The organism is Microbacter margulisiae, assembly GCF_014192515.1.
Lineage (GTDB): Bacteria > Bacteroidota > Bacteroidia > Bacteroidales > Paludibacteraceae > Microbacter > Microbacter margulisiae.
In genome coordinates, this window is sequence record NZ_JACHYB010000002.1 from 645,750 (window position 1) to 666,739 (window position 20,990).

Consider the following 20,990-nt stretch of genomic DNA (forward strand, 5'->3'; position numbering starts at 1 on the left):
AGATATGGATCACTTTATTTCTTCATCAAAAACCACAGCCACTTTTCCGCATTTACCGCCAGCCATCAGGGCAAAAGCATCAGAAGCCTGATCCAGGGTAAACCGGTTAGTGACCAACTGGTCCGGATGAATACCCCAACGAACGATTCGTTCAACCAGCTCTTCCATACGCCAGATATTTGTAACCCATGAGCCATAGATAGTCTTTTGTTCATGAATAAGATCAGGACTTGGATTAAGCTCCATAGTGCCTCCTTCGCCGATAAGAACAATTTTCCCCCATTTACGGGTTGCTCTCACAGCCAACTGACGACCTGAAGTATGTCCGGAGCAATCAACCGCTCTTTCAACTCCCATCCCGCCAGTTAACGCCAAAATCTTGGAAATAGCCTGGTCATCAGTTACGAAAGCATGATCAACCAATTTCTTATCAATTGCAATATCAACACGTTCCCGAACTGTATCAACGCCTATAATCTTTGAAGCGCCCATAGCTTTTGTCAACATGCATGCAGCGAGGCCTACTGGGCCAAGGCCTACCACAAGCACGGCATCATTCCCGCAAATACCAATTTTTTCAAGGCCTTCGTAAACAGTACCAAAACCACAAGCTACCTGAGCTCCATCCGTATAACTCAATTCATCAGGTAATAAAACCAAGTCTTTTTCTTCCGCTAATAAATATTCAGCCATACCACCGTCCCGTTGCCAGCCATAAGCACGACGATAGGGACTAGTACAACTAATCATATAACCCCGTCGGCAATCATTGCATACCCCACAGCCGGAAATATGATAAACAATAATCCGGTCACCTTCTTTAAACCGGCGAAGGCCAGGGCCACATTTTACAATCTGACCTGCCGGTTCATGCCCGCAAATTTTATTTTGATAACCCTCAGGGCCTTTCCCCAAGTGCTCCCGGTAAATAGCCCGAATATCGCTTCCGCAAATCGTCGAAGACTTCATCTTGATCAAAACTTCACCATGTCCAGGGACAGGAATATCTACTTCTTTAAGCACTACCGTGCTATTTCCGGGCAAATATGCCGCTTGCATTGTTTGTTTCATTGAAAATCACGTTTAATAACTCATTATAAATCAATATGCCTTTATCACACCGTTTTCATCCCATAAATCTTCCCAGGTTGCCCCTTTCCAGGTAAATACCTGACCTTTAATCAACCTGCATCTTTTGTCAACGTTCTTAATCGCTTCCATCTCAGCATCTGTTAGCGGATCTTCCGTAACACTGCGCAGATTACCCTGTAATTTTTCATGCTTCACCGAGAATGGAATTGGAATCTGACCATTTTGAGCTGCCCATTTAATACAGACAACGGCAGGGTGGATATTATGATTTCTGGCAATCTCAACAATCACCGGATCCTCAATAGGAGTTGTATCTTCAGGCGTTTTATCTCTTTCCGGTCGATTCGGAGAACCAATAGGCGAAAAACCAATGGGTTGAATAGTATGTTCCAGTAAATATTGGAATAGCTCAGGTTGTTGAAAATGAGGATGAAGTTCCATCTCATTACAGGCAGGTTTTATCTCACAGTCCCGCAATAATAACTCCATTTTTGGAATCGTCATGTTTGAAGTTCCAATGCTTTTTACCAACCCCATCCCAACCAGCTTTTCCATATCACGCCATGTTTTCATGTAGTCTTCATGAATATAAGGCCTTGCATTTTTATCGCGTGACTCCACCGAAACTCCTTTTGCATGTGAATTCGGGAAAGGCCAATGAACAAGATAAAGATCTAAATAATTCAGTTGCAGGTCTGCCAGGGATTTCTGGCAAGATTCGATTACATGATCATGCATATCGTTCCAGACTTTTGACGTGATCCATAAATCTTCCCGGTTAACGATCCCTTCTGATATGACTTCGGCAAGTGCCACCCCAATCTCTTTTTCATTTCCATACACCGAAGCACAATCAATATGACGGTAACCCATCTGGATAGCATCACGTACTGCTTTGGCAATAGCTTCGTTATCATAATGATCTGAACCAAAAGTACCTAATCCAATCACAGGCATCATTGTGCCATTATTTAATATTTTCTTGGGGACTTTGTTTGGGTCAATTGCTTCTGGATTTAATTGATTGATTTGCATGTTGTTTATATTTATTTATACTATTATTCTCCTAATTTATAAATCCGTTCTATCGATTGCCATTTATCCTTGGCTGATAAAGCAGACGATGTTTTCTGAAATTTCGAAACATATGCTTCCCATTCTGATTGACGTGGTTTCCCTGCAAGTTCATTCATAGCTTTTTCATGATCAAAATCAGGGATTGTGTCCATAATCATAAATAAAATAGTTCCAGAACAATAAATTTCCATATCGAGGATACCTACGTCTCGCATTCCCTGTGTAATTTCGGGCCAGGCAGCTCCTGTAGCATGTATCTTTTTATAAGACGCAATTAAATCAGGATCATCTTCCAGAAACAATATTTTACAGAATCTTTTAAATTCTAGATATGTCTGTTGTTCTATATATTCCATAGCGGCAAAGAGTAATTTTATGCACGTATTTTGTACCCTTTCACAGCATAATACAAAATGAACAGGAAACATGGCATTGGAGCAAAGAATCCGATTGCCATAGATGAGATATCAGCTATCCATCCCATAAATATGGGAAATATGGCACCACCAACAATAGCCATTACAATAAAAGAAGAGGCTCGTTTTGTTTGCTCTCCCATATCTTTGATACCAAGAGAAAAGATGGTTGGATACATAATGGACATGAAAAAGAACGAAAGAAACAATGCCACGATGGAAACCATGCCAATACGCAGGCTAATGACAGGCAAAAGCACCACACTCATAAAAGCATAAATAGCCAATAATCGGGTTGGACGAACAAACTTCATAATAAATGTTCCGGTAACGCGTCCTACCATAAAAAGACCGAAGCCTCCTAACCCCAACATAAAGGCAGCAGTTTCCTTGTCAACATGAGGAGTTAATTTTGAGTCTGTCATATAATTTACAAAAAAACTAAAGATACCTGTTTGAGCGGCTACGTAAGCAAATTGAGCGATAACTCCCAGCACAAAATGGCGATGCTTGAACAATGGTTTTTGAACTTTTCCAGTAGTATTGTGTTGCTCAACGGTTTCTTCCACAATCTCAGGCAGTGGCGTCCTGATATAGATAATGCTGATAAGCAACACAACCGTTCCTATAATAGCATACGGCATAATCAATGAATGCAATTGATTCCCATCTGGGCTTGCATGATTTCCCAAAATGAACAGGCCTCCGATAATCGGTCCTATAATCCATGCTAACCCATTGAATGACTGCGAGAAATTAATACGTTGTTCCGCTGTTTCTTTCGGGCCAAGTCGTGTTGTGTATGGGTTAGCTGCTGTTTCGAGCGAGGCCAGACCACATCCCACAATAAACAAGCCGATCAGGAACGACCAGAATGATTGCAGAATAGATGCGGAAACAATGACATAAGCACCGCCTGCAAATAAAAGCAATCCCATAACAATTCCCTTTTTGTAGCCAAACCGTTTCATGAACATTCCGGCAGGAAGCGCCATAAGAAAATAGGCAATGTAAACAGAAAACTGAATTAGTCCAGATTTTGCTTTCGAAATGGCGAGCACATCCTGAAAATGTTTATTAAGCACGTCCAACATGCCAAAAGCCATTCCCCAAAGAAAGAATAGCGCAGTGATTAAAATAAATGGAATAAGATTCTCCTTCGTAGTAAGTGGTTGTGTGTTTTTTTTCATGGGCGTTTTTCTTTGAAATTTTTGTTGTGGTATTGTTTGTAAAGTTTTATAAGGTTCTGACAGAATCCCTTTCAATCATACGGAATGCATGATACCGGGTTTCACTATGCACATTGGCTTGCTCTCCTTTCATTGCTTTCATTAATAGATCGAACGACGAAGCAGCCAATTCTGCCAACGGTTGCTCCATCACCGTCTGATGAGGCAAAATCAAATTACTGAACGGATCGTTTGTAATGGTCAGCATTCCCAATTCATCTGGCAAATGAATTCCCAACTGACGGCATTGCTTAATTACTCCAGCCGAAAGAATAAATGAGTCACTAAATATGGCGTCCGGTTTTTCTTTTTGATTCCAAAGATTTTGTATAGCATTCTCTCCATCAAAAATTTCAAAATCTTTCTCAATGGAAACGCTTGCCCGGTATGTCAATCCGGCACGATCAATACCGTCTAAATAGCCTTTATGACGATCACGAAACACGTTTATAGACTGCCTACCGGTGAGATGAGCAATGCGCCGGTATCCTTTTTCAATCAAATAATCGACAGCCTTTCCCGCTCCTTCATAATTATTTACCAACACTTTAGAGACACTCATATCTTCGCACACGCGATCAAAAAACACCAAAGGAATTCCAAATTTCTTCAGCGGTTCAAAATGTTTTCCATTCTGTGTTTCATTGGAAACAGATGCAATTACCCCTCCTACCCGATGGCGAACAATCGTCTTAATCACTTTTGCTTCAAGGTCAAACTGTTCCTTAGACTGAAACACAGACACAGTTAATCCTTCTTTATCAGCCATTTCTGTAATCAAACCAATAAAACTCGAAAAGATGTTATGACTGATGTTAGGAACAATTACTGCAATATTGTTAATAGTCTTATTCCGCAAGTTCACCGCATTCTGATCAACCACATACCCAATAGAGGCTGCATAAGCCTTTACTTTTTTGCAGGTTTCCTCCTTTATGCGTGAATCACCCCTTAAGGCCCTGGATACAGTTGTATGGTGTATATTCAGCGCCTTAGCTATGTCTTTTATTGTTGGTTTGCCTTGCATATCTTACAAATTTGCACACGTGTGCAAAAGTATATAATTAATACATAGCACAGCGTATATTATGTTTTTTTATGATTAAACTTTTATAAGCAAAGCATATGCCCCTCCACAATGAAACAAAGCAGTATCATAATGATATACTCTTACAATGAAGGATTCAGAAAAACAACTTCTCTTACATCTCCATAAGAGTTATTGCTACCGGCTGTAGTCGTTCCAACTTTTTCATTACACGAATCGGAATGCTTTTGATTTTCGCATAAGTTTTGACCAATCCTTCGTATGTAACTTCAGCAGTAATATCGTCGGGCATATCGGTAGATTGAAGAATTGCCAGGCACAACCGCAATGTCATTAAGTTAGCGATATAATTATCTGATTATCAACAATAAACGCTTGTGTATATGAGTTATTTTTTGTATATTTGTTTCAGAATCAAATAGTTATTATCATGAAAAAAAACGCCGGAAAGTATATTGGAACTGATAAGGAAAAGAGTATTTTCGCAAGAAATAGTTTTACAGTTCAAAATGTTAGAGACAGATTTTACAAGAAACAGGAAGCAATCATTTCATAGTGCTATTGTCTTTATGATAAATTTTCTCACTAAAAGTCTTTCGGTTGAGATAACTAACTTTATTAGTTTCATAAAGTACAATATGCCTGGTGCTTCGATAAATGGTATTACAAAAAGTGCTTTTGTACAGTATCGTAAAAAGATAAAGCCGGAAGTGTTTAAGTCACTTTCAGATAGTTTGATTGAGGAGTTTTATACAGACAATGATGCATCGATAAAGCTCTGGAATGGATTTAGGTTGTTGGCTGTTGATGGGTCAAGATTGGTTTTGCCCGATACTCAGGAGTTGGAAAGTATTTATGGTAGGACTAAAAACCAATCTGAAACAGGGGTGGTACAGACCAGAATATCAGTATTGTACGATGTTTTGAATCGGTTTGCCATAGATGGTGTTTTAGCTCCCCTGTCAACTGGAGAGAGTGTTTTGGCGTTGAATCATTTGGTTTTTGCAAAAGCTAACGACTTGATTATTTACGATAGAGGTTATCCTTCTTTCAATTTGATTTATGAGCATTTTGAAAAAGGAGTAGATTTTCTCATTCGGGTTAAAGCTGATTTTAGTAACCTCACCCGGGAATTTTACCAGAGTGGACTACAGTCAGCTATTGCTCGAATGCAACCTGGAAAGAACATAAAACTGTCGGATAAACCGTATTCGAAGAATGCATTCAAAGAAGTTCGGTTGGTTCGGGTTGAACTACCTGATGGAGAAATAGAAATACTGATAACTTCTTTGTTTGATTCAAAAAAATATCCAGTCTCTTTATTTAAAGAACTGTATTTTTTAAGGTGGGGAGTAGAAACGTTTTATGATGAATTGAAGAACAAGATAAAAATAGAACATTTTTCAGGCTATTCAGAGCATTGTATATTGCAGGATTTTTATGCAGCCTTATTTGTGTCAAACGTTCAGAGTTTAATCGTTGGAGACATAAATGATGAATTAGCCAAAGAATCAACCAAATATCAATATCAATACAAAGTCAATAGCAATTTATCATACGGCTTTCTCAAAGACAGGATAATTTTACTGTTTTTCTCGGAAAAGGATATGAACGAAATAGTATCAGAACTCAAAGCGTTGTTTAAAAAACACACGATACCAATACGACCAAATAGAAGATTTGAAAGAGATACTGACAAATACAGAAAAAGAGGTAAACCGAAGTTGCTGAAAAACAATAAAAATACTTTCTGATGGCCTTAACTTAATGACATTGGGCACAACCGGGGAATGCATTCTAAATAGATACTTTATGTGATTCATGATCGAAAGGATTTCCATTCCCGACTCCAATTCACTTTCCAGATATCATGCATCATCCTGGAAACGCCAACATCCTCAGAAAAATGTATGATACAGCGTTTATCATCTCTGATATATGTAAAATATTGATATGCAACCAACTTTCACCAATGATAATAGCAAACAGGACAGCAGTTCCGTATTTATATAAATTCACCATTAGTTTTGGGTTAATATCTTGTATATATGTTAAATATACATGGGACCCATCAAGCGGAGGTAATGGGATCAAATTAAAGATGAAAAGCGCAATATTAATTACTCCCCAAAGCACAATTAAGTTGATAATCCATAAACCAAGATCAGTGCCATTAAAAAACGAAACAAAGTACAAGATTCGCGCAATGACAAAAAACAAGATAGCTAAAATAAGATTCGAAAGTGGACCTGCAATAGAGATTAATATCTCATCCCGATGTTTGTTCTTTAGGTTTTGGGGATTAAAGGTAACTGGTTTTGCCCATCCAAATCCTGCAACTACAATCAAAAAAAATCCAATCCAATCAATATGTTTCAACGGGTTTAATGACACTCTCCCTAATTCTTTTGCCGTTGTATCACCTAAGCGATAAGCAGCATACGCATGTGAAAACTCGTGTACGGTTAGTCCGATTACCGCAGCAGGAATAATTTCCAGTGTTTGTGTTAGGTTCATTTTTAAATAATTAGATTATCTGTCCAGCATTTTTCCGCACTTAATGCACCGATAAAATGTTCTCTGAAATAGTCATTTTCCCCTTTAAAAGCACAAACTTACACATATTTCTCTACAACTTTATATTATTGGAGAGAAATACATACAATTCATTCTCCTGTAAAACAACCATGTGAAGGGATTCAAAGCATACACACCAACCTATCACAAAATTCACTTACTTTGTATTCATAAAATAATTAGAAGTAGCAATCTCAAAGCATTCATTAAATGATATATAAACGAATTGCTGTTAAAATAGGGAGTAATGTTCTGACGAGAACAGATGGCAGACTTGACGTAACAAGAGTCTCTTCATTAGTCGATCAGATAACCATCTTGCACCGCGCAGGAGTGCAAGTGATCCTTATTTCCTCCGGAGCTGTTGCTTCCGGGCGTGGAGAAATTCAACCCACAAAAAAACTGGACGAGGTATCCGCACGTCAGCTTTTTTCAGCAGTAGGACAAGCTAAATTAATAAACCGGTATTATGAACTATTTCGAGAACAAGGCATTGCCTGTGGACAAATTCTAACAACCAAAGAAAACTTCAGTTCTCGATCATTATACCTGAATCAGCAAAATTGCATTCGGGTAATGCTTGAAAACAACGTGATTCCTATTGTAAATGAAAATGACACTACTTCTATAACGGAGCTGATGTTCACCGACAATGACGAATTATCCGGGTTAATGGCAACTATGATGGATGTCGAAGCACTAGTCATATTAAGTAATGTTGATGGGTTATACGACGGGAACCCGGTGGGAGGGCATGCCAAATTAATACGTGAAGTCAAACCTGACGACACTGATCTTGCATCTTATATATCAGATCACAAATCGTCATTAGGACGCGGAGGCATGGGCACTAAATGCAGTATTGCACAGAAAGTGGCATCAGAAGGAATCGCTGTGATGATTGCCAACGGGAAACGGGAAAACATTTTGGTAGAGTTGCTGGCACATCCCGAGCACACGCTTTGTACTCGATTTTATCCCTCAGAAAAAGGTATATCAAGTGTCAAAAAATGGATTGCCCACAGTGAAGACTTTGCCAAGGGAATCATCACTTTAAACGATGGAGCAGTTCAGGCTTTGCTGGATAAAACAAAAGCCAACAGCTTATTACCCATTGGAATTATAAATATCGAAGGAGATTTTGAAGAAGGAGACATTGTACGTTTAACAGATGAACACGGCGTTCCTATTGGTGTTGGCAAAGTGCAATATGACTCGGTCTTAGCGAGAGAAATCATGGGGCAAAAAGGACAGCGTCCTTTTGTGCATTATGACTACTTAAGTATAGATTAAAATATGATATTTCCAAATTCGCTTCGGAAAAATCTTTATTATTAGGAATGCTCACCCATGAAGAAAAATTTTTGTTTCTTCTTTGCTTTATTAAAACACTAATTACTTGATAATTACACAAAACACCATCTGTCTCAATAAAAATAGCACCGAATGTTTTTCTAATTGCTGAGAAATGTGTACTTTTGTGGCCTAACTATCGTTTTGTTTTATAAATTCAAATTGTATGGCATCTAAGAATACCAATAACACGCCCGATAATCTTCAAAATGTTGAAAATGTATTGACCAAATCGGAAATATTCATAGAAAAATATCAAAAACAAATCATATATGCTGTAGGCGTTGTCGTATTGGTTGTCTTAGCAATATTAGCCTTCCGCAATTGGTACATGGTTCCGAGGGAAAACACTGCTGCAGACAAATTAGCGGTATGCCAAAGCTATTTTGCAGCAGATTCATTTCAGGTCGCTCTTAATGGGAATGGTACCGATCAATGCATTGGTTTTAAAGGCATCATCGACGAATATGGCTGGACAAAGTCAGGCGATCTGGCAAATGTTTATGCCGGAATTTGCTATTACCACTTAGGCGACTACAAGAATGCCATTCATTATTTGAAAAAATTTGATGCAGATGATATCAACGAATCCTATGCAGCTACCGGTCTGATAGGTGATTGCTATGTCAATTTAGGACAGACAGAAGAAGGTATTAAATATTTTCTAAAAGCTGCTGATTCTCAGAATGATTTAGTAAGTCCTATTTACTTGAAGAAGGCCGGGATTGCGTACGAAAGTTTAGGAAAATACAAAGATGCTTTAGCCATCTACTCCAAAATAAAAGAAAAATATGCTCAAAGCCAGGAAGCATCGGATATTGAACGCTATATTGGTCGAGCCACTGTTTTGGCAGGCAAGCAATAAATATAAACATAGTCTTATCGTATCAATAACTGCTTCAATTGCCTTTGTTGAAGCAGTTATTATTTTGTCTTAAAAATCAATTCATTTGCTTTTACGTTAATTATGGCAACTGCTTATCATAATTTATCCGAATACGACGCCTCGGCTATCCCTTCAACAGAAAATATGAGGTTTGGCATTGTTGTTTCAGAATGGAATCCAGATGTAACAGAACGTTTGCTCGCCGGTGCCTATGAAACACTTCAGAAACATGGAGTAACGCCAGATCAGATCGAAATTCAACACGTCCCGGGAAGTTTTGAATTAGTCTTTGGCGCGAAACTGCTAGCTGAAAAATGTGCTGTAGATGCCGTCATTGTATTAGGTGCAGTTGTGCGCGGTGGCACACCTCATTTCGATTATGTTTGTCAAGGAGTCACGCAAGGAGTCACGCAACTGAATATTTCTCAAAGCATTCCGGTGATATTCGGATTATTGACAACAGACACGATGCAACAGGCATTGGATCGGGCAGGAGGAATTCATGGCAATAAAGGAGATGAAGCAGCTATTACAGCAATAAAAATGGTGCATCTGAAACGATCTATTTAAAATTTCGTTATCTTTGCACTCCTTTTTGAGCACAAGGGCAGTTACCAGAGTGGCCAAATGGGGCAGACTGTAAATCTGCTGGCGATGCCTTCGGTGGTTCGAATCCATCACTGCCCACCCCTTTAGTTAGATATTTTTGATCTTTTTTGATCCGTGTTCTTGGTAACCACGTAAAAAACAAGACAATGAAAAATTCTCTTTCTCCGCTTTTCTTATTTATGACAGTGGTATTTACCACTTGTTTACTGGTTTCCAATTTAGTAGCATTTAAAATTGTCATGCTGGGAACTATTGTGGTTCCCGCAGGAATATTCCTATTTCCGGTAACTTACATTATCAATGACTGTATTGCCGAAGTCTGGGGATTCCGTAAAGCTCGTCTAATGATTTGGACTGCTTTCGGCATGAATTTTTTTGCCGTATTATTTTATCAGTTTGCTATAGCACTACCTCCCGCTCCATTTTGGGAAGGCCAAAACGCCTTCGCTAACGTACTTCGACAAACACCAAGAATTGCTATTGCCAGTTTGCTTGCCTTTCTGGTAGGATCTTTTTTGAATGCTTATATCATGAGCAAAATGAAATCGGCAATGAATGGAGCAAAATTCTCATTGCGGGTCATCGTATCTACCATTGTTGGAGAAAGTGCTGATTCGACAATCTTTATCACTATTGCATTTTTATCGATCCTTTCATGGCGGCAACTCCTTATAATGATTGCAACACAAGCTTTCTTAAAAACCGCTTATGAAATCATTATTTTGCCTGTTACACAACGTATCGTAATCTACATCAAACAAAGAGAACAAACAGACATTATCGACCGCGAAATTTCATATAGCATCTGGAAAATCACTGAAGTAGGATAAAAACGCTTCTCTGAAATTTATAACTCATTAAAAACATGACCTATGGACTCTTTGCAACATCTCGGGAAAAAATCTGAAATCCCTGCCTCATATGATCCTTCTGTTCTTGAAACCTTTGGGAACAAGCATCCTGGCTATGATTACTGGGTACGATTCGAATGCCCTGAATTTACGACATTGTGTCCCATTACCGGACAACCCGATTTTGCCACGATTATAATTGATTATCTACCGGCGGAAAAGATGGTGGAAAGCAAAAGTCTCAAATTATATCTGTTCAGTTTTCGTAATCATGGCAATTTTCACGAAGACTGTGTCAATATCATCATGAAAGATCTCATCCAGCTGATGGCTCCAAAATATATTGAGGTAACCGGACTATTTCTGCCACGTGGTGGCATTAGCATTCATCCGTATTGTAACTACGGATTACCAGACACAAGGTACGAAGAAATGGCTAAATTTCGGATGTTGCACCACAATCTATGAGTCAAGTTGCTCCCTTTCTGAAGCAATAATCAAAGTTTTGATCTGTTGTTTTAGATCCAGTTTTTCCCAATCCAATGTTTTTGTCTTTAATTCCCAGTTATCCCAAACAAACAAAACTTTCCTAAGAATTTTTACATCTTCCTGATGTAAGGAATAATTTAAATCGACAGAAGCAAATAACAGATCACCTAAGAATTCAAGAGAAGCAATGTTTAATGTCTGAACATATTGTGTAAATGTTTCATCAGGCATAGTGGATATCAGCGGTAGAGAAAGATGAAAATATTGATTCAATTCCGTACTAATCAAATCTCGTACCTCTTCCGGTTTATCTACGCGTAATTTGAAAATCTTTTGAATGACAGCCCTCATTTTCTCTATTTCGCGTTCCAGATAATCTCTTTTTTCCATACCATTTAATTGAAAGAAATTCTGTAATAAATCAGTTTGTAATATTCAACACATTTCCATCCGGATATACATGATATTGTTTCAGTTTATGCCGGGAAGGCCCACTGATTGGCCAGCCTGTTCCATCCATAATGCGATAAACCGAACCACAAACCGGGCATTTAGCTGTTAGATCGGATTGCACCACAACACGCACATTTTGCTGAGCCTCATACGGGCATGACAAATCAAAAGCCACATAAGAATCACTTAAAGTATGTACCACCAAAATGCCACCATATCCTAAAGCCTCCAAACTACTGTTAGGCGTTGTGTAGCTTTCAGTTGCACCAATAGCTGTGAGTGTAGTCGCTTGCAATAAATTGACCTGAAGATTGACAGGAGCCAGTGGAATCGTTGTGCTATCTGTAGTACATCCGAACAAGATAAACACGACCGCAATAATAATTATAGAAGAAAAAGACAGACGCATCATAAAGGAACAACTACAATTAAAATCAAAGACTTATATAAAAGAAAAAGCGGATTCCCCATTTATTTGCATTAGGATCATTTCGATGCGTAATACGCCAATCGGACTCAACGCCTAACACTTTCAATATATTGTACACTCCTACTCCCCCTTCCACATAAGGAACATAAATCGGCTGCATCCCGGAAGGCATCGTAAAAATATCATTATATCCTTTACTCAATCCACTCTCAGCAACTTTTAAAGAAAACGACTCTAACAATCCAAGCTTTTTTACAATTGGAATTTTATTAAGTAATAATCCTGACGAATAGTAATGAATATGCAAATGTACATATTTATCACCTGCATACTCTAAATCATTCATTAAATTAAAGTTATAAGCAGAGAAAGAATAAGTCTCATTCCCTCTTGCTATCGAAAGCAACGGAAAAGGCACATGTCCTAATATATATCCGGCCTCAGCTACATAGGACAAAGTCCCCCCCTCAAACGAAAAACTATGATTAATGGTAGACACTAGTTTGAGATAATCCCCATTTGTTTGATCAAAATCATAATTACCACCCTCTAGTTGAAAATGAATCACCGGATACTGATTCGACAAATATCTCCTATCAAAGCAATTATCCCATATCAATTGATCGCGGGAAAAACGGAAATCAATCTTTATCCCTTTTTGCCAGAAACTCTCTACCGGAGTACCGTCATGAACAAACTGAATATATTGATTTGAGAAAATACAGTTATCGAACAATGTAAGCGTAGTTTTAAATTCCCGGGTCCATTCCCGCTGGTAACGAAAACGCCAAGACGCAACTTCATTCGCTACCGTATCCGGCTTATAACGGAAGAAAGACGAAAACACATCATTGTCACTGGGAGACACCTTCCCTTCGCTTACTAAATAAATATCTTCGTTAAAACCTGTCTGATAAGCATTTTTGTTATACTGGAGATCTATTTGTTGAAAATGTTTGGTAGGTAAACGATAAAGCGTCGTTCCACCAAATTTCCAGCTATGATCCCGATAAGCGTAACCAATGTTTCCACCAATACTAAAGCGTTTCCAAAGAAACTGATTGGTTCTCAATGCCAACGCTGCAGTCGGTCCATCAATCGCATTATTATGATAAAGTTGGTTGAAAGGCCCAATATCAATTTTCCCAACATGAGCATATTGATACATAAACAGATTTGTCAACCATGTCACCTGCTTCATAAAATGAGTATTGTTAAATCGTGACAATCGTTGATACAAAGAATCATTAGTCGGGTTTACCAAAGACACCTCTCTTTCTCTGTGCAATATTTTCAAATCTTCATCATTGGCTCTAGGTGGAGCAAAAAGCAGATTTTTAGCAATGGCTATTTCAAACGGTTTTTTGTAAGATGCACCGACAGGAGCAAGTTCCAAAGTAAGAAAATCATCAATTTTATGATAATACCACTGACCACGATCGAATGCAAAAGACTGATCTACCGAAATAGAATGGATAAAGTTAATATTTATATTTCGAGGCAGGCAAACAGATATATGGGTCATTGCACAGGAAGCCGAATCGACGGATAAAAACCCCTTTAAAACAAAATATGATTATCCGCAAAGCGACCTGTTATAAATTCTGGATTTGAAATCGGTATTGTAATTTGCAGCGGCAAACACTAATCTATCGAACATCTTTTCCCCGAAATATCTTCGGTTGAACTTATAGCAGAACTCATTGAGATAATATTGTAAATACTCTTTTTTAAGCTGGTGGTGCATATCAAGTAGTAAACGTTTCACGTTTGCAATACTGATATGAACCCATGGAAGTATCTTCTGAAGGTCTTCTGGTTCAATAACCTGAGCCTTTTGAGACTCCACAGCTTGATGTAGCTTAAAAAATGTTTTTGAATCATCGGTGGTTAATTCCGCCTTTGAATCAATTTGTTCTTTGACAATTTCAACGGCAGTGTCAGCTCTTAAATCAGGCACTACCTGCATTTTAATGTGGTTTATCTTTTTGGGCTTTTTACCCGGTTTTGGATTTTCAACCACAATGCTTTCTGTCATTACAAGGACTTTAGACTTATTCTGACTGCCTGCACCACGTTTTAAGTTCTGTTGCTTACAGTCATCACTTATCAGAGTGGTAATAAAAGCATTGTCAAGTTCTATTTGTCCCGAAAGCTGATATTCATTGTCGCGTTTACCCATTATGTCGCTCAATTTCTTGTGCATTTCCCAAATGGGTTGATAGCGTTTATGTCCCAGTTGCCGTTGCAACTCGGAAGCCGAAAAAGATTTTTTGGTACTGGTCAAAAGGTGCATGGCAACATACCAGTAACGAAAAGGGAGTTTAGAAAATTCTAATACTGTACCCCTTCGTATGGACTGGCGATGATGACAATGCGTACACTCGTAACGTAGCTTGTTTTTAAGCCAAATATGTTTTGTGCTGCCGCATTTTGGACAAACAATACCGATTTGATCCCGTTGCGCCTTAAAATGCGCAATACAGGATTCCTCATCGGGAAAATTTAGAATGAAATTCAAGAGATTCATAGCGTGTATTTTTACTGTTGAATACGCTGTAAATATAATGTATTTCAATGAATTATACAAATATATTGAGAACTTTTTATTACAAACTCAACCGTAATTCTGGCCTCTTTTTCTACAGGTCGCTTTGCGGATAATCATTAAACAAAATCATTCCGGCGAAGAGGAAGAAATCCGATGGTATATATTTTGCGACCTTGCACTACATCACTATCTTTCATAAAATAAGCATAATGAAGGATCGCATTGTCTGCTATCGGACTAATAAAATAATGCCCTAAAAGGATTACCTTATTATCATAAAAATTTTGGTGAGGCAATAATAAACCAACTAATCTTCGTACATACTCTTTACCAAGCGGCGAAACAGACAATTCTTTATTGAAAAACAACTCTTTATCTTCTCTTACCGACGGGAAATCAGGTTGGCGATAAATTCTGTCTTCTGTAAACAAGGGCAATGAACAAAGCGAATCAATTGAATAGGTTGCTGCATCGGCTACCTGAGTGCCTTGAATCCAGTCTGGCGGTAAATGGTACACGTATGCCTTTAGACGTTCAGATTCAGTAGATGGATGAAAACCCACTTCGGGATTATTAACTGGCTTATGTTGAATGACCTGTAAAATAATAGATTTTGCTACAGTATCCTGCCTGCAAACCTCTAAAGGAAGTTCTGAAACCTTCAAAGGCCTTAGTTTAATATTAATAACAGCGCTACGGTTTGGTTTAATCCGTAAATGACGGGAAGCATAACCCTGTGCTGAAAAGTCTACTTTGGTATGGCTGCCATCACTCCGGAGAAAAAAATAACCCTCACTGTTGCTATGAGCGACAATGAGAGTCTTTGAAAAACGAATTGTTGCATTTGCAACAGGGTGTAATGTTGTGCCGTCAATGATTTGTCCTACAATCACCTGTTCATTCTGCGCTATTCCAAAGAGTGGCATCAAAATGAGACACCAGATCATCAACAGGCGAAGTACGGAAGAATAGTTCATTGAGGAGTGTGTTCATAGACAACTTTTATTTAACCAACCAGAGCTTTGTATTTCTCAGCAGTTAAGAGATTGACTGTTTCTGACGAATCACTCAGCGAAATTTTAATAATCCATCCTTCCCCATAAGGATCATCATTAACTAATTCAGGATGATCGTTTAATTTTTCATTCAATTCGAGAACGTTACCACTTGCAGGCATAAATAAATCGGAAACTGTTTTAACGGCTTCGATGGAACCAAACGTATTGCCAGCCTTCAACGTTTCTCCAACCGTATTGACATCAACAAATACAATTTCTCCCAATTCATTTTGTGCAAAGTCTGTAATGCCAACATAAGCATTAGCTCCTTCAACGCGTAACCATTCATGTTCAGGCGTGTAATAAAGATTTTCGGGAATGTTCATAATTAATAAGTAGTTAAAATTGAATATTCTATGATTTAAAGAGCTCGTATAGCGTCCTGATATTCTTCAAAAAGCCAGAAACTTTTTATTGTAAACAAAAATAGATTCTATTTATCCCTGACAATCTATCTTTTGAAGAATGTATATTTTAGGTACAAATTTACATAACTTTTTTGTGCTTGCAATACAAGTACAAAAAAGCAATTCTCATATTCTCTTTTTTCATACCAAGCATTTTGTCTTCAGCTAATTAAAATAAATCTTGTGAAGCATTGATTGCATTGAAGTTTTTTGATGCACAGGCAAAAAATACACATGATTTTATGACAATCCTGTCTTTCTGTTGTACCTTTGCAGTCCAATTTTATATTTAATATTATGTCTGTACATGCTGCTGAACCGTTGAGAAAGGTAACGACGCATCGCCTTTTTGAAATGAAAGAGCGAAATGAAAAAATTACCATGCTAACGGCATATGATTATACCATGGCCAAAATTGTTGACCAAGCAGGGATTGATGTCATTCTGGTCGGTGACTCGGCTTCCAATGTTATTGCCGGCAACATTACCACGCTACCAATGACCCTTGATGAAATGATCTATCATGGGCGATCCGTTATGAAAGCCGTTGAAAGAGCCTTGGTAGTAGTCGACATGCCTTTTGGCTCCTATCAGGGTAATTCAACCTTGGCACTAGCTTCAGCTATCCGCATTATGAAAGAAACCGGAGCTGATTGTTTGAAACTGGAAGGAGGCGAAGAAATTCTGGATTCGGTTAAACGTATTCTTTCTGCAGGCATTCCCATCATCGGACATTTAGGATTGACGCCACAATCAATAAATAAATTTGGCACTTACACTGTTCGTGCCCGGGAGGAACAAGAAGCTAAACGCTTAATTTCGGATGCTCATTTATTGGAAGAAGTCGGTTGTTCTGCGATTGTACTGGAAAAAATTCCCGCTCAGCTTGCCGGACAGGTTGCTTCAGAACTAAAAATTCCAATTATTGGTATCGGAGCAGGGAATCAGGTAGATGGACAAGTTTTAGTTATCCACGATATGTTGGGAATGACAAATGGCTTTTCTCCCAGATTTTTACGTCGATACGCCAATCTACATGATGTCATCTTTGAAGCTGCTCAACATTATTCCAAGGATGTAAAGTCAGGAGATTTTCCAAACGAAAAAGAACAATATTAATCTAACGCACAATCAATCATGCTATCAGTCAAAGGACCGCTTCGAATGTAATTCAGTCGGCCCTTTTTGTTTTCTAAAAGTTTAATCAAATTCTCATATCTTTATGCAACTTATTGACGGAAAATTAATTGCATCTCAAGTAAAGCAAGAAATCGCACAAGAAGTTCTTGCCATGAAATCAAAAGGCGAAGCTATACCACATTTAGTCGCCGTTCTGGTAGGCCACGATGGAGGCAGCGAAACTTATGTCGCCAGTAAAATTACAGATTGCGAAGAGGTCGGATTCAAATCATCACTGATTCGCTATGAAGATGATGTGACTGAAGCCGAATTACTGTCCACTATCGACAAACTAAACAAGGATGCCTCGGTAACCGGATTTATCGTGCAGCTTCCATTGCCTAAGCATATTGACGAACAAAAAATTATTGAAGCCATTGATCCCAAGAAGGATGTAGATGGATTTCATCCGGTGAATGTAGGTCGGACGCTGATTGGGCTCCCCTCTTTAGTATCGGCAACACCGGCAGGAATATTGGAATTATTAAAAAGATACAACATTGAAACCAGCGGAAAGCATTGTGTAGTCATCGGAAGAAGTAATATAGTCGGAAAACCGGTAGCCGGATTGATGATGCAAAAAACATATCCCGGAGATGCTACTGTAACGGTTTGCCACAGCCGGTCAAAAAACATTACCGAGATATGTCGTCAGGCCGATATTTTAATTGCAGCTATAGGGCAGCCTGAATTTGTAAAAGCCGAGATGGTAAAAGAAGGTGCTGTGGTAATTGACGTTGGGACAACACGCGTGCCTTGTCCTGAAAGACAAAGAGGGTGGAAACTGACAGGGGATGTTAAATTTGACGAAGTTGCTCCCAAATGTTCATACATCACACCGGTGCCAGGCGGAGTTGGGCCTATGACGCGGGTTGAGTTATTGAAAAATACATTGCTGGCCGCAAAAATGAACCGTCGTTCATAAGTTTTTCTATATTTGTCAATGCCGACGTTAAGATATTCTGCATTTACCAAGAATAAATCCCTGGTTATTTTTCTTATTGTCAGAGTCTTTAGTACATTTGTTTTTCAAATGACTTCTGTGGCCATTGGCTGGCAGATGTACTCCATCACACATTCTGCGTTCGACCTTGGATTGGTTGGTCTCGTTCAATTCATACCCATGGTCCTGTTTACCCTGATCGTGGGCATGGTAGCTGACCGTTTTAACCGAAAGCTTATCATCTGCATTAGTCAGGCTGTACTAGCTGCTGCATTTATCTTTCTGTCTATAAGCAGCCATATGGGATGGGTTAACAGGGAATGGATTTTAGGTATCGTCTTCTTTTTGGGGACAGCGAATGCGTTTCAGGGACCTGCCATACGTTCTTTATTGCCAAATATTGTTTCCAAAGAATCATTTACGCAAGCTACTGCTGGCGTTTCCTCATTAACTCAGGTAGCAACTATTGTCGGACCTGCTCTCGGAGGAATCCTATATTTGCTTAGCCCCTCAGTAGTTTACCTGATTTCCGGATCTTTTGCCTTAATATCAACGATCATTGTTCTATTCATAAAAGTATCACAGAACCGGGAACAACGAGAACCCGTAACAGCAAAATCGCTTGTCATGGGCATTTCTTTCATTAAAGAAAGACCTACCATCCTGGGGGCAATTTCACTTGATCTGTTTGCTGTCCTGTTCGGAGGTGCAACCGCTTTACTTCCTATTTATGCCAGTTCAATTCTTAAAACAGGATCACTTGGGCTTGGGATGTTGCGGTCGGCCCCGGCAGTGGGAGCTATGTTAGTATCCCTTTATTTGGCACGTCATCCGATTCGACGTGCGGTTGGACGTTCAATGTTCGCTGCTGTAGTGGTTTTTGGGATTGCAACCCTTATATTCGCTGTTTCCAGAATATTTGTGCTTTCATTGGCTGCGCTCGTTGTACTCGGTGCTGCAGATGTAATCAGTGTTGTCATCCGTTCAACTCTTGTTCAATTGGGGACTCCTGATGCCATGAGAGGCCGTGTAAACTCTATAACACAACTCTTCATTGGCACCTCAAATCAATTAGGAGAATTTGAATCGGGAGTCACAGCATCATGGTTTGGCGTAGTGCCGGCAGCTATTCTGGGAGGCGTTGGCACAATAGCCGTTGTACTTGCATGGGTCAAATTATTTCCATCCCTTTATCGCGAAGATGCATTTCAGTACGACGGGCGATAAAGATCCACAGCTCAGAATCTCACATCTGCCGAAATCTATTACTATTTTTTGTCTACAACAGTTTTAATTGGAATATAACCAGCCGGATCTAAGTGCAAATGTCCACAGGTAATTACAATGGTTTGCTTAGACTGCAAAACATTCAATTTCAATTGCCGAACTTCTTTAAGCGCTTCCGATAAATGGTATGCTTGCAGAATGCCTTCTTTATCAGCCTGCGGAATTACATACCTTACGATCCGTCTTCCTCCTTCTAATGAAATTTCGACTGGCGTTTTAAGATTATTCGCGATAAAGGATACTAAGCCACTAATATCTTTGCCTGTAAAATTAACATTTTCCCACGTTTTCCCTTGATTGCTATAGCTAAAACAGCTAGATTTAGATGCAGGATTTGTTTCTGCAAATACTCCGTTTGCAGAAGCCCTAACCGTAGTGTGCCCGATGGGGGATCCGCAATAAACACTCATTATGGTCAACGTACCATTTTCATCTATAATGGGTTTGAGAAACGTATGCGTAGCATAAAAGGCAGACTGTTGAGATTTCAAAGTATATTGTCCAATCTCATCATATTTAGTATTTTTTGTAAACAAGAACGGATGAGCGCAAGAATCAGCAAGATGCTGTGTCACAACCAATGTGCTGTCAGCAAAACGCAAATCACGAATAGCCTCTTGTAATTCAATTCGATACATAACCGTATCTGCTTTTTGACGCATTGGAATCATTTGAGGAAACAGTACATTTACACTATCTAACGTAAGTTTTGCCTGATTATAATGCTGTTGGTTGTAAAGCAATTGGGCTCTATTTAGTAATTCTTGTGCTTTTTGCTGATCAGAATTACCACAACTTATTATCAATAATCCCATCAAAAAGATTATTGTCCTCAATATAATTTTATCAGTTTGCATAAATTGGTTTTTAGAAGACTAACTTACATTTTCCAGCGAATTGTACGTGCAAAGCTATTGCATAATTGCCGTTTTTCCAACATATGACAGGTTTTTCCATACAGTTTCCTGAACCAGTTATGTATCTGTTTCATTTCGTTTTTTACGCAAGCTCTCTTTGCACAGACAATTCGTTGCAAGGATACAGCACATTCTTTT

General features: G+C 38.8%; 23 protein-coding genes and 1 tRNA gene. 10 read left to right on the forward strand and 14 right to left on the reverse strand.

Features of this window, described 5'->3' with window-relative positions:
- Nucleotides 1–9: 9 nt before the first annotated feature.
- The 6 genes from FHX64_RS11710 to FHX64_RS11735 all read right to left on the reverse strand — a co-directional run bounded on the left by FHX64_RS11710 (nucleotide 10) and on the right by FHX64_RS11735 (nucleotide 5,196).
- Entirely contained in the window at nucleotides 10–1,071 is a 1,062-nt protein-coding gene (locus tag FHX64_RS11710) for a zinc-dependent alcohol dehydrogenase family protein (protein WP_221202208.1), read from the reverse strand.
- Between the two features lie 30 nt (nucleotides 1,072–1,101).
- The gene (locus FHX64_RS11715) at nucleotides 1,102–2,127 is read right to left on the reverse strand and encodes an aldo/keto reductase (RefSeq protein ID WP_221202209.1); all 1,026 of its coding nucleotides are present in this window, start codon (nucleotides 2,125–2,127) and stop codon (nucleotides 1,102–1,104) included.
- A gap of 23 nt (nucleotides 2,128–2,150) precedes the next feature.
- Nucleotides 2,151–2,525, reverse strand: coding sequence for an L-rhamnose mutarotase (locus FHX64_RS11720; RefSeq protein ID WP_183414027.1), 375 nt, complete (start codon nucleotides 2,523–2,525; stop codon nucleotides 2,151–2,153).
- A 17-nt stretch (nucleotides 2,526–2,542) separates the two neighbouring features.
- Nucleotides 2,543–3,808: an L-fucose:H+ symporter permease gene (gene fucP, locus FHX64_RS11725; protein WP_343053521.1), complete on the reverse strand. Its 1,266-nt coding sequence runs from the start codon at nucleotides 3,806–3,808 to the stop codon at nucleotides 2,543–2,545.
- Nucleotides 3,809–3,821: 13 nt separating this feature from the next.
- Complete coding sequence (locus tag FHX64_RS11730; protein WP_183414029.1) at nucleotides 3,822–4,841, reverse strand: LacI family DNA-binding transcriptional regulator; 1,020 nt, start codon at nucleotides 4,839–4,841, stop codon at nucleotides 3,822–3,824.
- Nucleotides 4,842–5,016: 175 nt separating this feature from the next.
- Entirely contained in the window at nucleotides 5,017–5,196 is a 180-nt protein-coding gene (locus tag FHX64_RS11735; protein ID WP_183414030.1) for a hypothetical protein, read from the reverse strand.
- Nucleotides 5,197–5,371: 175 nt separating this feature from the next.
- Here FHX64_RS11735 and FHX64_RS11740 point away from each other — a divergent pair, with 175 nt between their 5' ends.
- On the forward strand, nucleotides 5,372–6,616 hold the full coding sequence (locus FHX64_RS11740; RefSeq protein WP_183414031.1) for an IS4 family transposase: 1,245 nt from the start codon (nucleotides 5,372–5,374) through the stop codon (nucleotides 6,614–6,616).
- A 121-nt stretch (nucleotides 6,617–6,737) separates the two neighbouring features.
- Here the strand turns inward: FHX64_RS11740 and FHX64_RS11745 are convergent, their stop codons facing one another.
- On the reverse strand, nucleotides 6,738–7,379 hold the full coding sequence (locus FHX64_RS11745) for a site-2 protease family protein (protein ID WP_183414032.1): 642 nt from the start codon (nucleotides 7,377–7,379) through the stop codon (nucleotides 6,738–6,740).
- Nucleotides 7,380–7,649: 270 nt separating this feature from the next.
- On the opposite strand from FHX64_RS11745, the gene proB reads away from it, so the two are divergent.
- The 6 genes from proB (at nucleotide 7,650) to queF (ending at nucleotide 11,606) form a co-directional block, all read left to right on the forward strand.
- Entirely contained in the window at nucleotides 7,650–8,732 is a 1,083-nt protein-coding gene (gene proB / locus FHX64_RS11750; protein ID WP_183414033.1) for a glutamate 5-kinase, read from the forward strand.
- 226 nt (nucleotides 8,733–8,958) lie between these two features.
- Entirely contained in the window at nucleotides 8,959–9,657 is a 699-nt protein-coding gene (locus FHX64_RS11755) for a tetratricopeptide repeat protein (protein ID WP_183414034.1), read from the forward strand.
- Between the two features lie 102 nt (nucleotides 9,658–9,759).
- Nucleotides 9,760–10,248: a 6,7-dimethyl-8-ribityllumazine synthase gene (gene ribH / locus FHX64_RS11760; protein ID WP_183414035.1), complete on the forward strand. Its 489-nt coding sequence runs from the start codon at nucleotides 9,760–9,762 to the stop codon at nucleotides 10,246–10,248.
- Between the two features lie 35 nt (nucleotides 10,249–10,283).
- Nucleotides 10,284–10,365 (forward strand) — tRNA-Tyr (locus FHX64_RS11765).
- Nucleotides 10,366–10,433: 68 nt separating this feature from the next.
- Nucleotides 10,434–11,117 (forward strand): queuosine precursor transporter, encoded by a 684-nt coding sequence (locus FHX64_RS11770; RefSeq protein WP_183414036.1) that lies wholly within the window; start codon nucleotides 10,434–10,436, stop codon nucleotides 11,115–11,117.
- A 42-nt stretch (nucleotides 11,118–11,159) separates the two neighbouring features.
- Entirely contained in the window at nucleotides 11,160–11,606 is a 447-nt protein-coding gene (gene queF, locus FHX64_RS11775; RefSeq protein WP_183414037.1) for a preQ(1) synthase, read from the forward strand.
- On the opposite strand, the gene FHX64_RS11780 is transcribed toward queF, so the two are convergent.
- The 6 genes from FHX64_RS11780 to gcvH form a co-directional block, all read right to left on the reverse strand.
- Nucleotides 11,601–12,017 carry a hypothetical protein gene (locus tag FHX64_RS11780; protein WP_183414038.1) on the reverse strand — a complete coding sequence of 139 codons (417 nt, stop codon included), beginning with the start codon at nucleotides 12,015–12,017 and terminating at the stop codon, nucleotides 11,601–11,603. The genes queF and FHX64_RS11780 overlap by 6 nt on opposite strands.
- A gap of 31 nt (nucleotides 12,018–12,048) precedes the next feature.
- Entirely contained in the window at nucleotides 12,049–12,492 is a 444-nt protein-coding gene (locus tag FHX64_RS11785; protein ID WP_183414039.1) for a Rieske (2Fe-2S) protein, read from the reverse strand.
- 22 nt (nucleotides 12,493–12,514) lie between these two features.
- Nucleotides 12,515–14,035, reverse strand: coding sequence for a DUF5686 family protein (locus tag FHX64_RS11790; RefSeq protein WP_183414040.1), 1,521 nt, complete (start codon nucleotides 14,033–14,035; stop codon nucleotides 12,515–12,517).
- Between the two features lie 51 nt (nucleotides 14,036–14,086).
- On the reverse strand, nucleotides 14,087–15,040 hold the full coding sequence (locus FHX64_RS11795) for an IS1595 family transposase (RefSeq protein WP_183411871.1): 954 nt from the start codon (nucleotides 15,038–15,040) through the stop codon (nucleotides 14,087–14,089).
- Between the two features lie 137 nt (nucleotides 15,041–15,177).
- Nucleotides 15,178–16,038: a peptidase associated/transthyretin-like domain-containing protein gene (locus FHX64_RS11800; protein WP_183414041.1), complete on the reverse strand. Its 861-nt coding sequence runs from the start codon at nucleotides 16,036–16,038 to the stop codon at nucleotides 15,178–15,180.
- 29 nt (nucleotides 16,039–16,067) lie between these two features.
- A complete protein-coding gene (gene gcvH, locus FHX64_RS11805; protein ID WP_183414042.1) occupies nucleotides 16,068–16,445 on the reverse strand; it encodes a glycine cleavage system protein GcvH in 378 nt (125 codons plus the stop codon).
- A gap of 378 nt (nucleotides 16,446–16,823) precedes the next feature.
- Here gcvH and panB point away from each other — a divergent pair, with 378 nt between their 5' ends.
- The 3 genes from panB to FHX64_RS11820 all read left to right on the forward strand — a co-directional run bounded on the left by panB (nucleotide 16,824) and on the right by FHX64_RS11820 (nucleotide 19,875).
- A complete protein-coding gene (gene panB / locus FHX64_RS11810) occupies nucleotides 16,824–17,645 on the forward strand; it encodes a 3-methyl-2-oxobutanoate hydroxymethyltransferase (protein WP_183414043.1) in 822 nt (273 codons plus the stop codon).
- 103 nt (nucleotides 17,646–17,748) lie between these two features.
- Nucleotides 17,749–18,630 (forward strand): bifunctional methylenetetrahydrofolate dehydrogenase/methenyltetrahydrofolate cyclohydrolase FolD, encoded by an 882-nt coding sequence (folD, locus tag FHX64_RS11815; RefSeq protein WP_183414044.1) that lies wholly within the window; start codon nucleotides 17,749–17,751, stop codon nucleotides 18,628–18,630.
- An 18-nt stretch (nucleotides 18,631–18,648) separates the two neighbouring features.
- Complete coding sequence (locus FHX64_RS11820; RefSeq protein ID WP_183414045.1) at nucleotides 18,649–19,875, forward strand: MFS transporter; 1,227 nt, start codon at nucleotides 18,649–18,651, stop codon at nucleotides 19,873–19,875.
- A 41-nt stretch (nucleotides 19,876–19,916) separates the two neighbouring features.
- Here FHX64_RS11820 and FHX64_RS11825 read toward each other — a convergent pair whose 3' ends face one another.
- Complete coding sequence (locus FHX64_RS11825) at nucleotides 19,917–20,750, reverse strand: hypothetical protein (protein ID WP_183414046.1); 834 nt, start codon at nucleotides 20,748–20,750, stop codon at nucleotides 19,917–19,919.
- Between the last annotated feature and the right edge of the window lie 240 nt (nucleotides 20,751–20,990).

Coding starts and splice junctions, on each gene's coding strand:
- FHX64_RS11740 (WP_183414031.1), top strand. CDS start 5,372: ATGTTAGAGACAGATTTTACAAGAAACAGGAAGCAATCATTTCATAGT.
- FHX64_RS11720 (WP_183414027.1), bottom strand. CDS start 2,525: ATGGAATATATAGAACAACAGACATATCTAGAATTTAAAAGATTCTGT.
- FHX64_RS11770 (WP_183414036.1), top strand. CDS start 10,434: ATGAAAAATTCTCTTTCTCCGCTTTTCTTATTTATGACAGTGGTATTT.
- FHX64_RS11735 (WP_183414030.1), bottom strand. CDS start 5,196: ATGACATTGCGGTTGTGCCTGGCAATTCTTCAATCTACCGATATGCCC.
- queF (WP_183414037.1), top strand. CDS start 11,160: ATGGACTCTTTGCAACATCTCGGGAAAAAATCTGAAATCCCTGCCTCA.
- folD (WP_183414044.1), top strand. CDS start 17,749: ATGCAACTTATTGACGGAAAATTAATTGCATCTCAAGTAAAGCAAGAA.
- gcvH (WP_183414042.1), bottom strand. CDS start 16,445: ATGAACATTCCCGAAAATCTTTATTACACGCCTGAACATGAATGGTTA.
- FHX64_RS11800 (WP_183414041.1), bottom strand. CDS start 16,038: ATGAACTATTCTTCCGTACTTCGCCTGTTGATGATCTGGTGTCTCATT.
- ribH (WP_183414035.1), top strand. CDS start 9,760: ATGGCAACTGCTTATCATAATTTATCCGAATACGACGCCTCGGCTATC.
- FHX64_RS11730 (WP_183414029.1), bottom strand. CDS start 4,841: ATGCAAGGCAAACCAACAATAAAAGACATAGCTAAGGCGCTGAATATA.
- FHX64_RS11825 (WP_183414046.1), bottom strand. CDS start 20,750: ATGGGATTATTGATAATAAGTTGTGGTAATTCTGATCAGCAAAAAGCA.
- FHX64_RS11715 (WP_221202209.1), bottom strand. CDS start 2,127: ATGCAAATCAATCAATTAAATCCAGAAGCAATTGACCCAAACAAAGTC.
- panB (WP_183414043.1), top strand. CDS start 16,824: ATGTCTGTACATGCTGCTGAACCGTTGAGAAAGGTAACGACGCATCGC.
- FHX64_RS11785 (WP_183414039.1), bottom strand. CDS start 12,492: ATGATGCGTCTGTCTTTTTCTTCTATAATTATTATTGCGGTCGTGTTT.
- FHX64_RS11795 (WP_183411871.1), bottom strand. CDS start 15,040: ATGAATCTCTTGAATTTCATTCTAAATTTTCCCGATGAGGAATCCTGT.
- FHX64_RS11820 (WP_183414045.1), top strand. CDS start 18,649: ATGCCGACGTTAAGATATTCTGCATTTACCAAGAATAAATCCCTGGTT.
- FHX64_RS11790 (WP_183414040.1), bottom strand. CDS start 14,035: ATGACCCATATATCTGTTTGCCTGCCTCGAAATATAAATATTAACTTT.
- FHX64_RS11755 (WP_183414034.1), top strand. CDS start 8,959: ATGGCATCTAAGAATACCAATAACACGCCCGATAATCTTCAAAATGTT.
- FHX64_RS11710 (WP_221202208.1), bottom strand. CDS start 1,071: ATGAAACAAACAATGCAAGCGGCATATTTGCCCGGAAATAGCACGGTA.
- FHX64_RS11780 (WP_183414038.1), bottom strand. CDS start 12,017: ATGGAAAAAAGAGATTATCTGGAACGCGAAATAGAGAAAATGAGGGCT.
- FHX64_RS11745 (WP_183414032.1), bottom strand. CDS start 7,379: ATGAACCTAACACAAACACTGGAAATTATTCCTGCTGCGGTAATCGGA.
- proB (WP_183414033.1), top strand. CDS start 7,650: ATGATATATAAACGAATTGCTGTTAAAATAGGGAGTAATGTTCTGACG.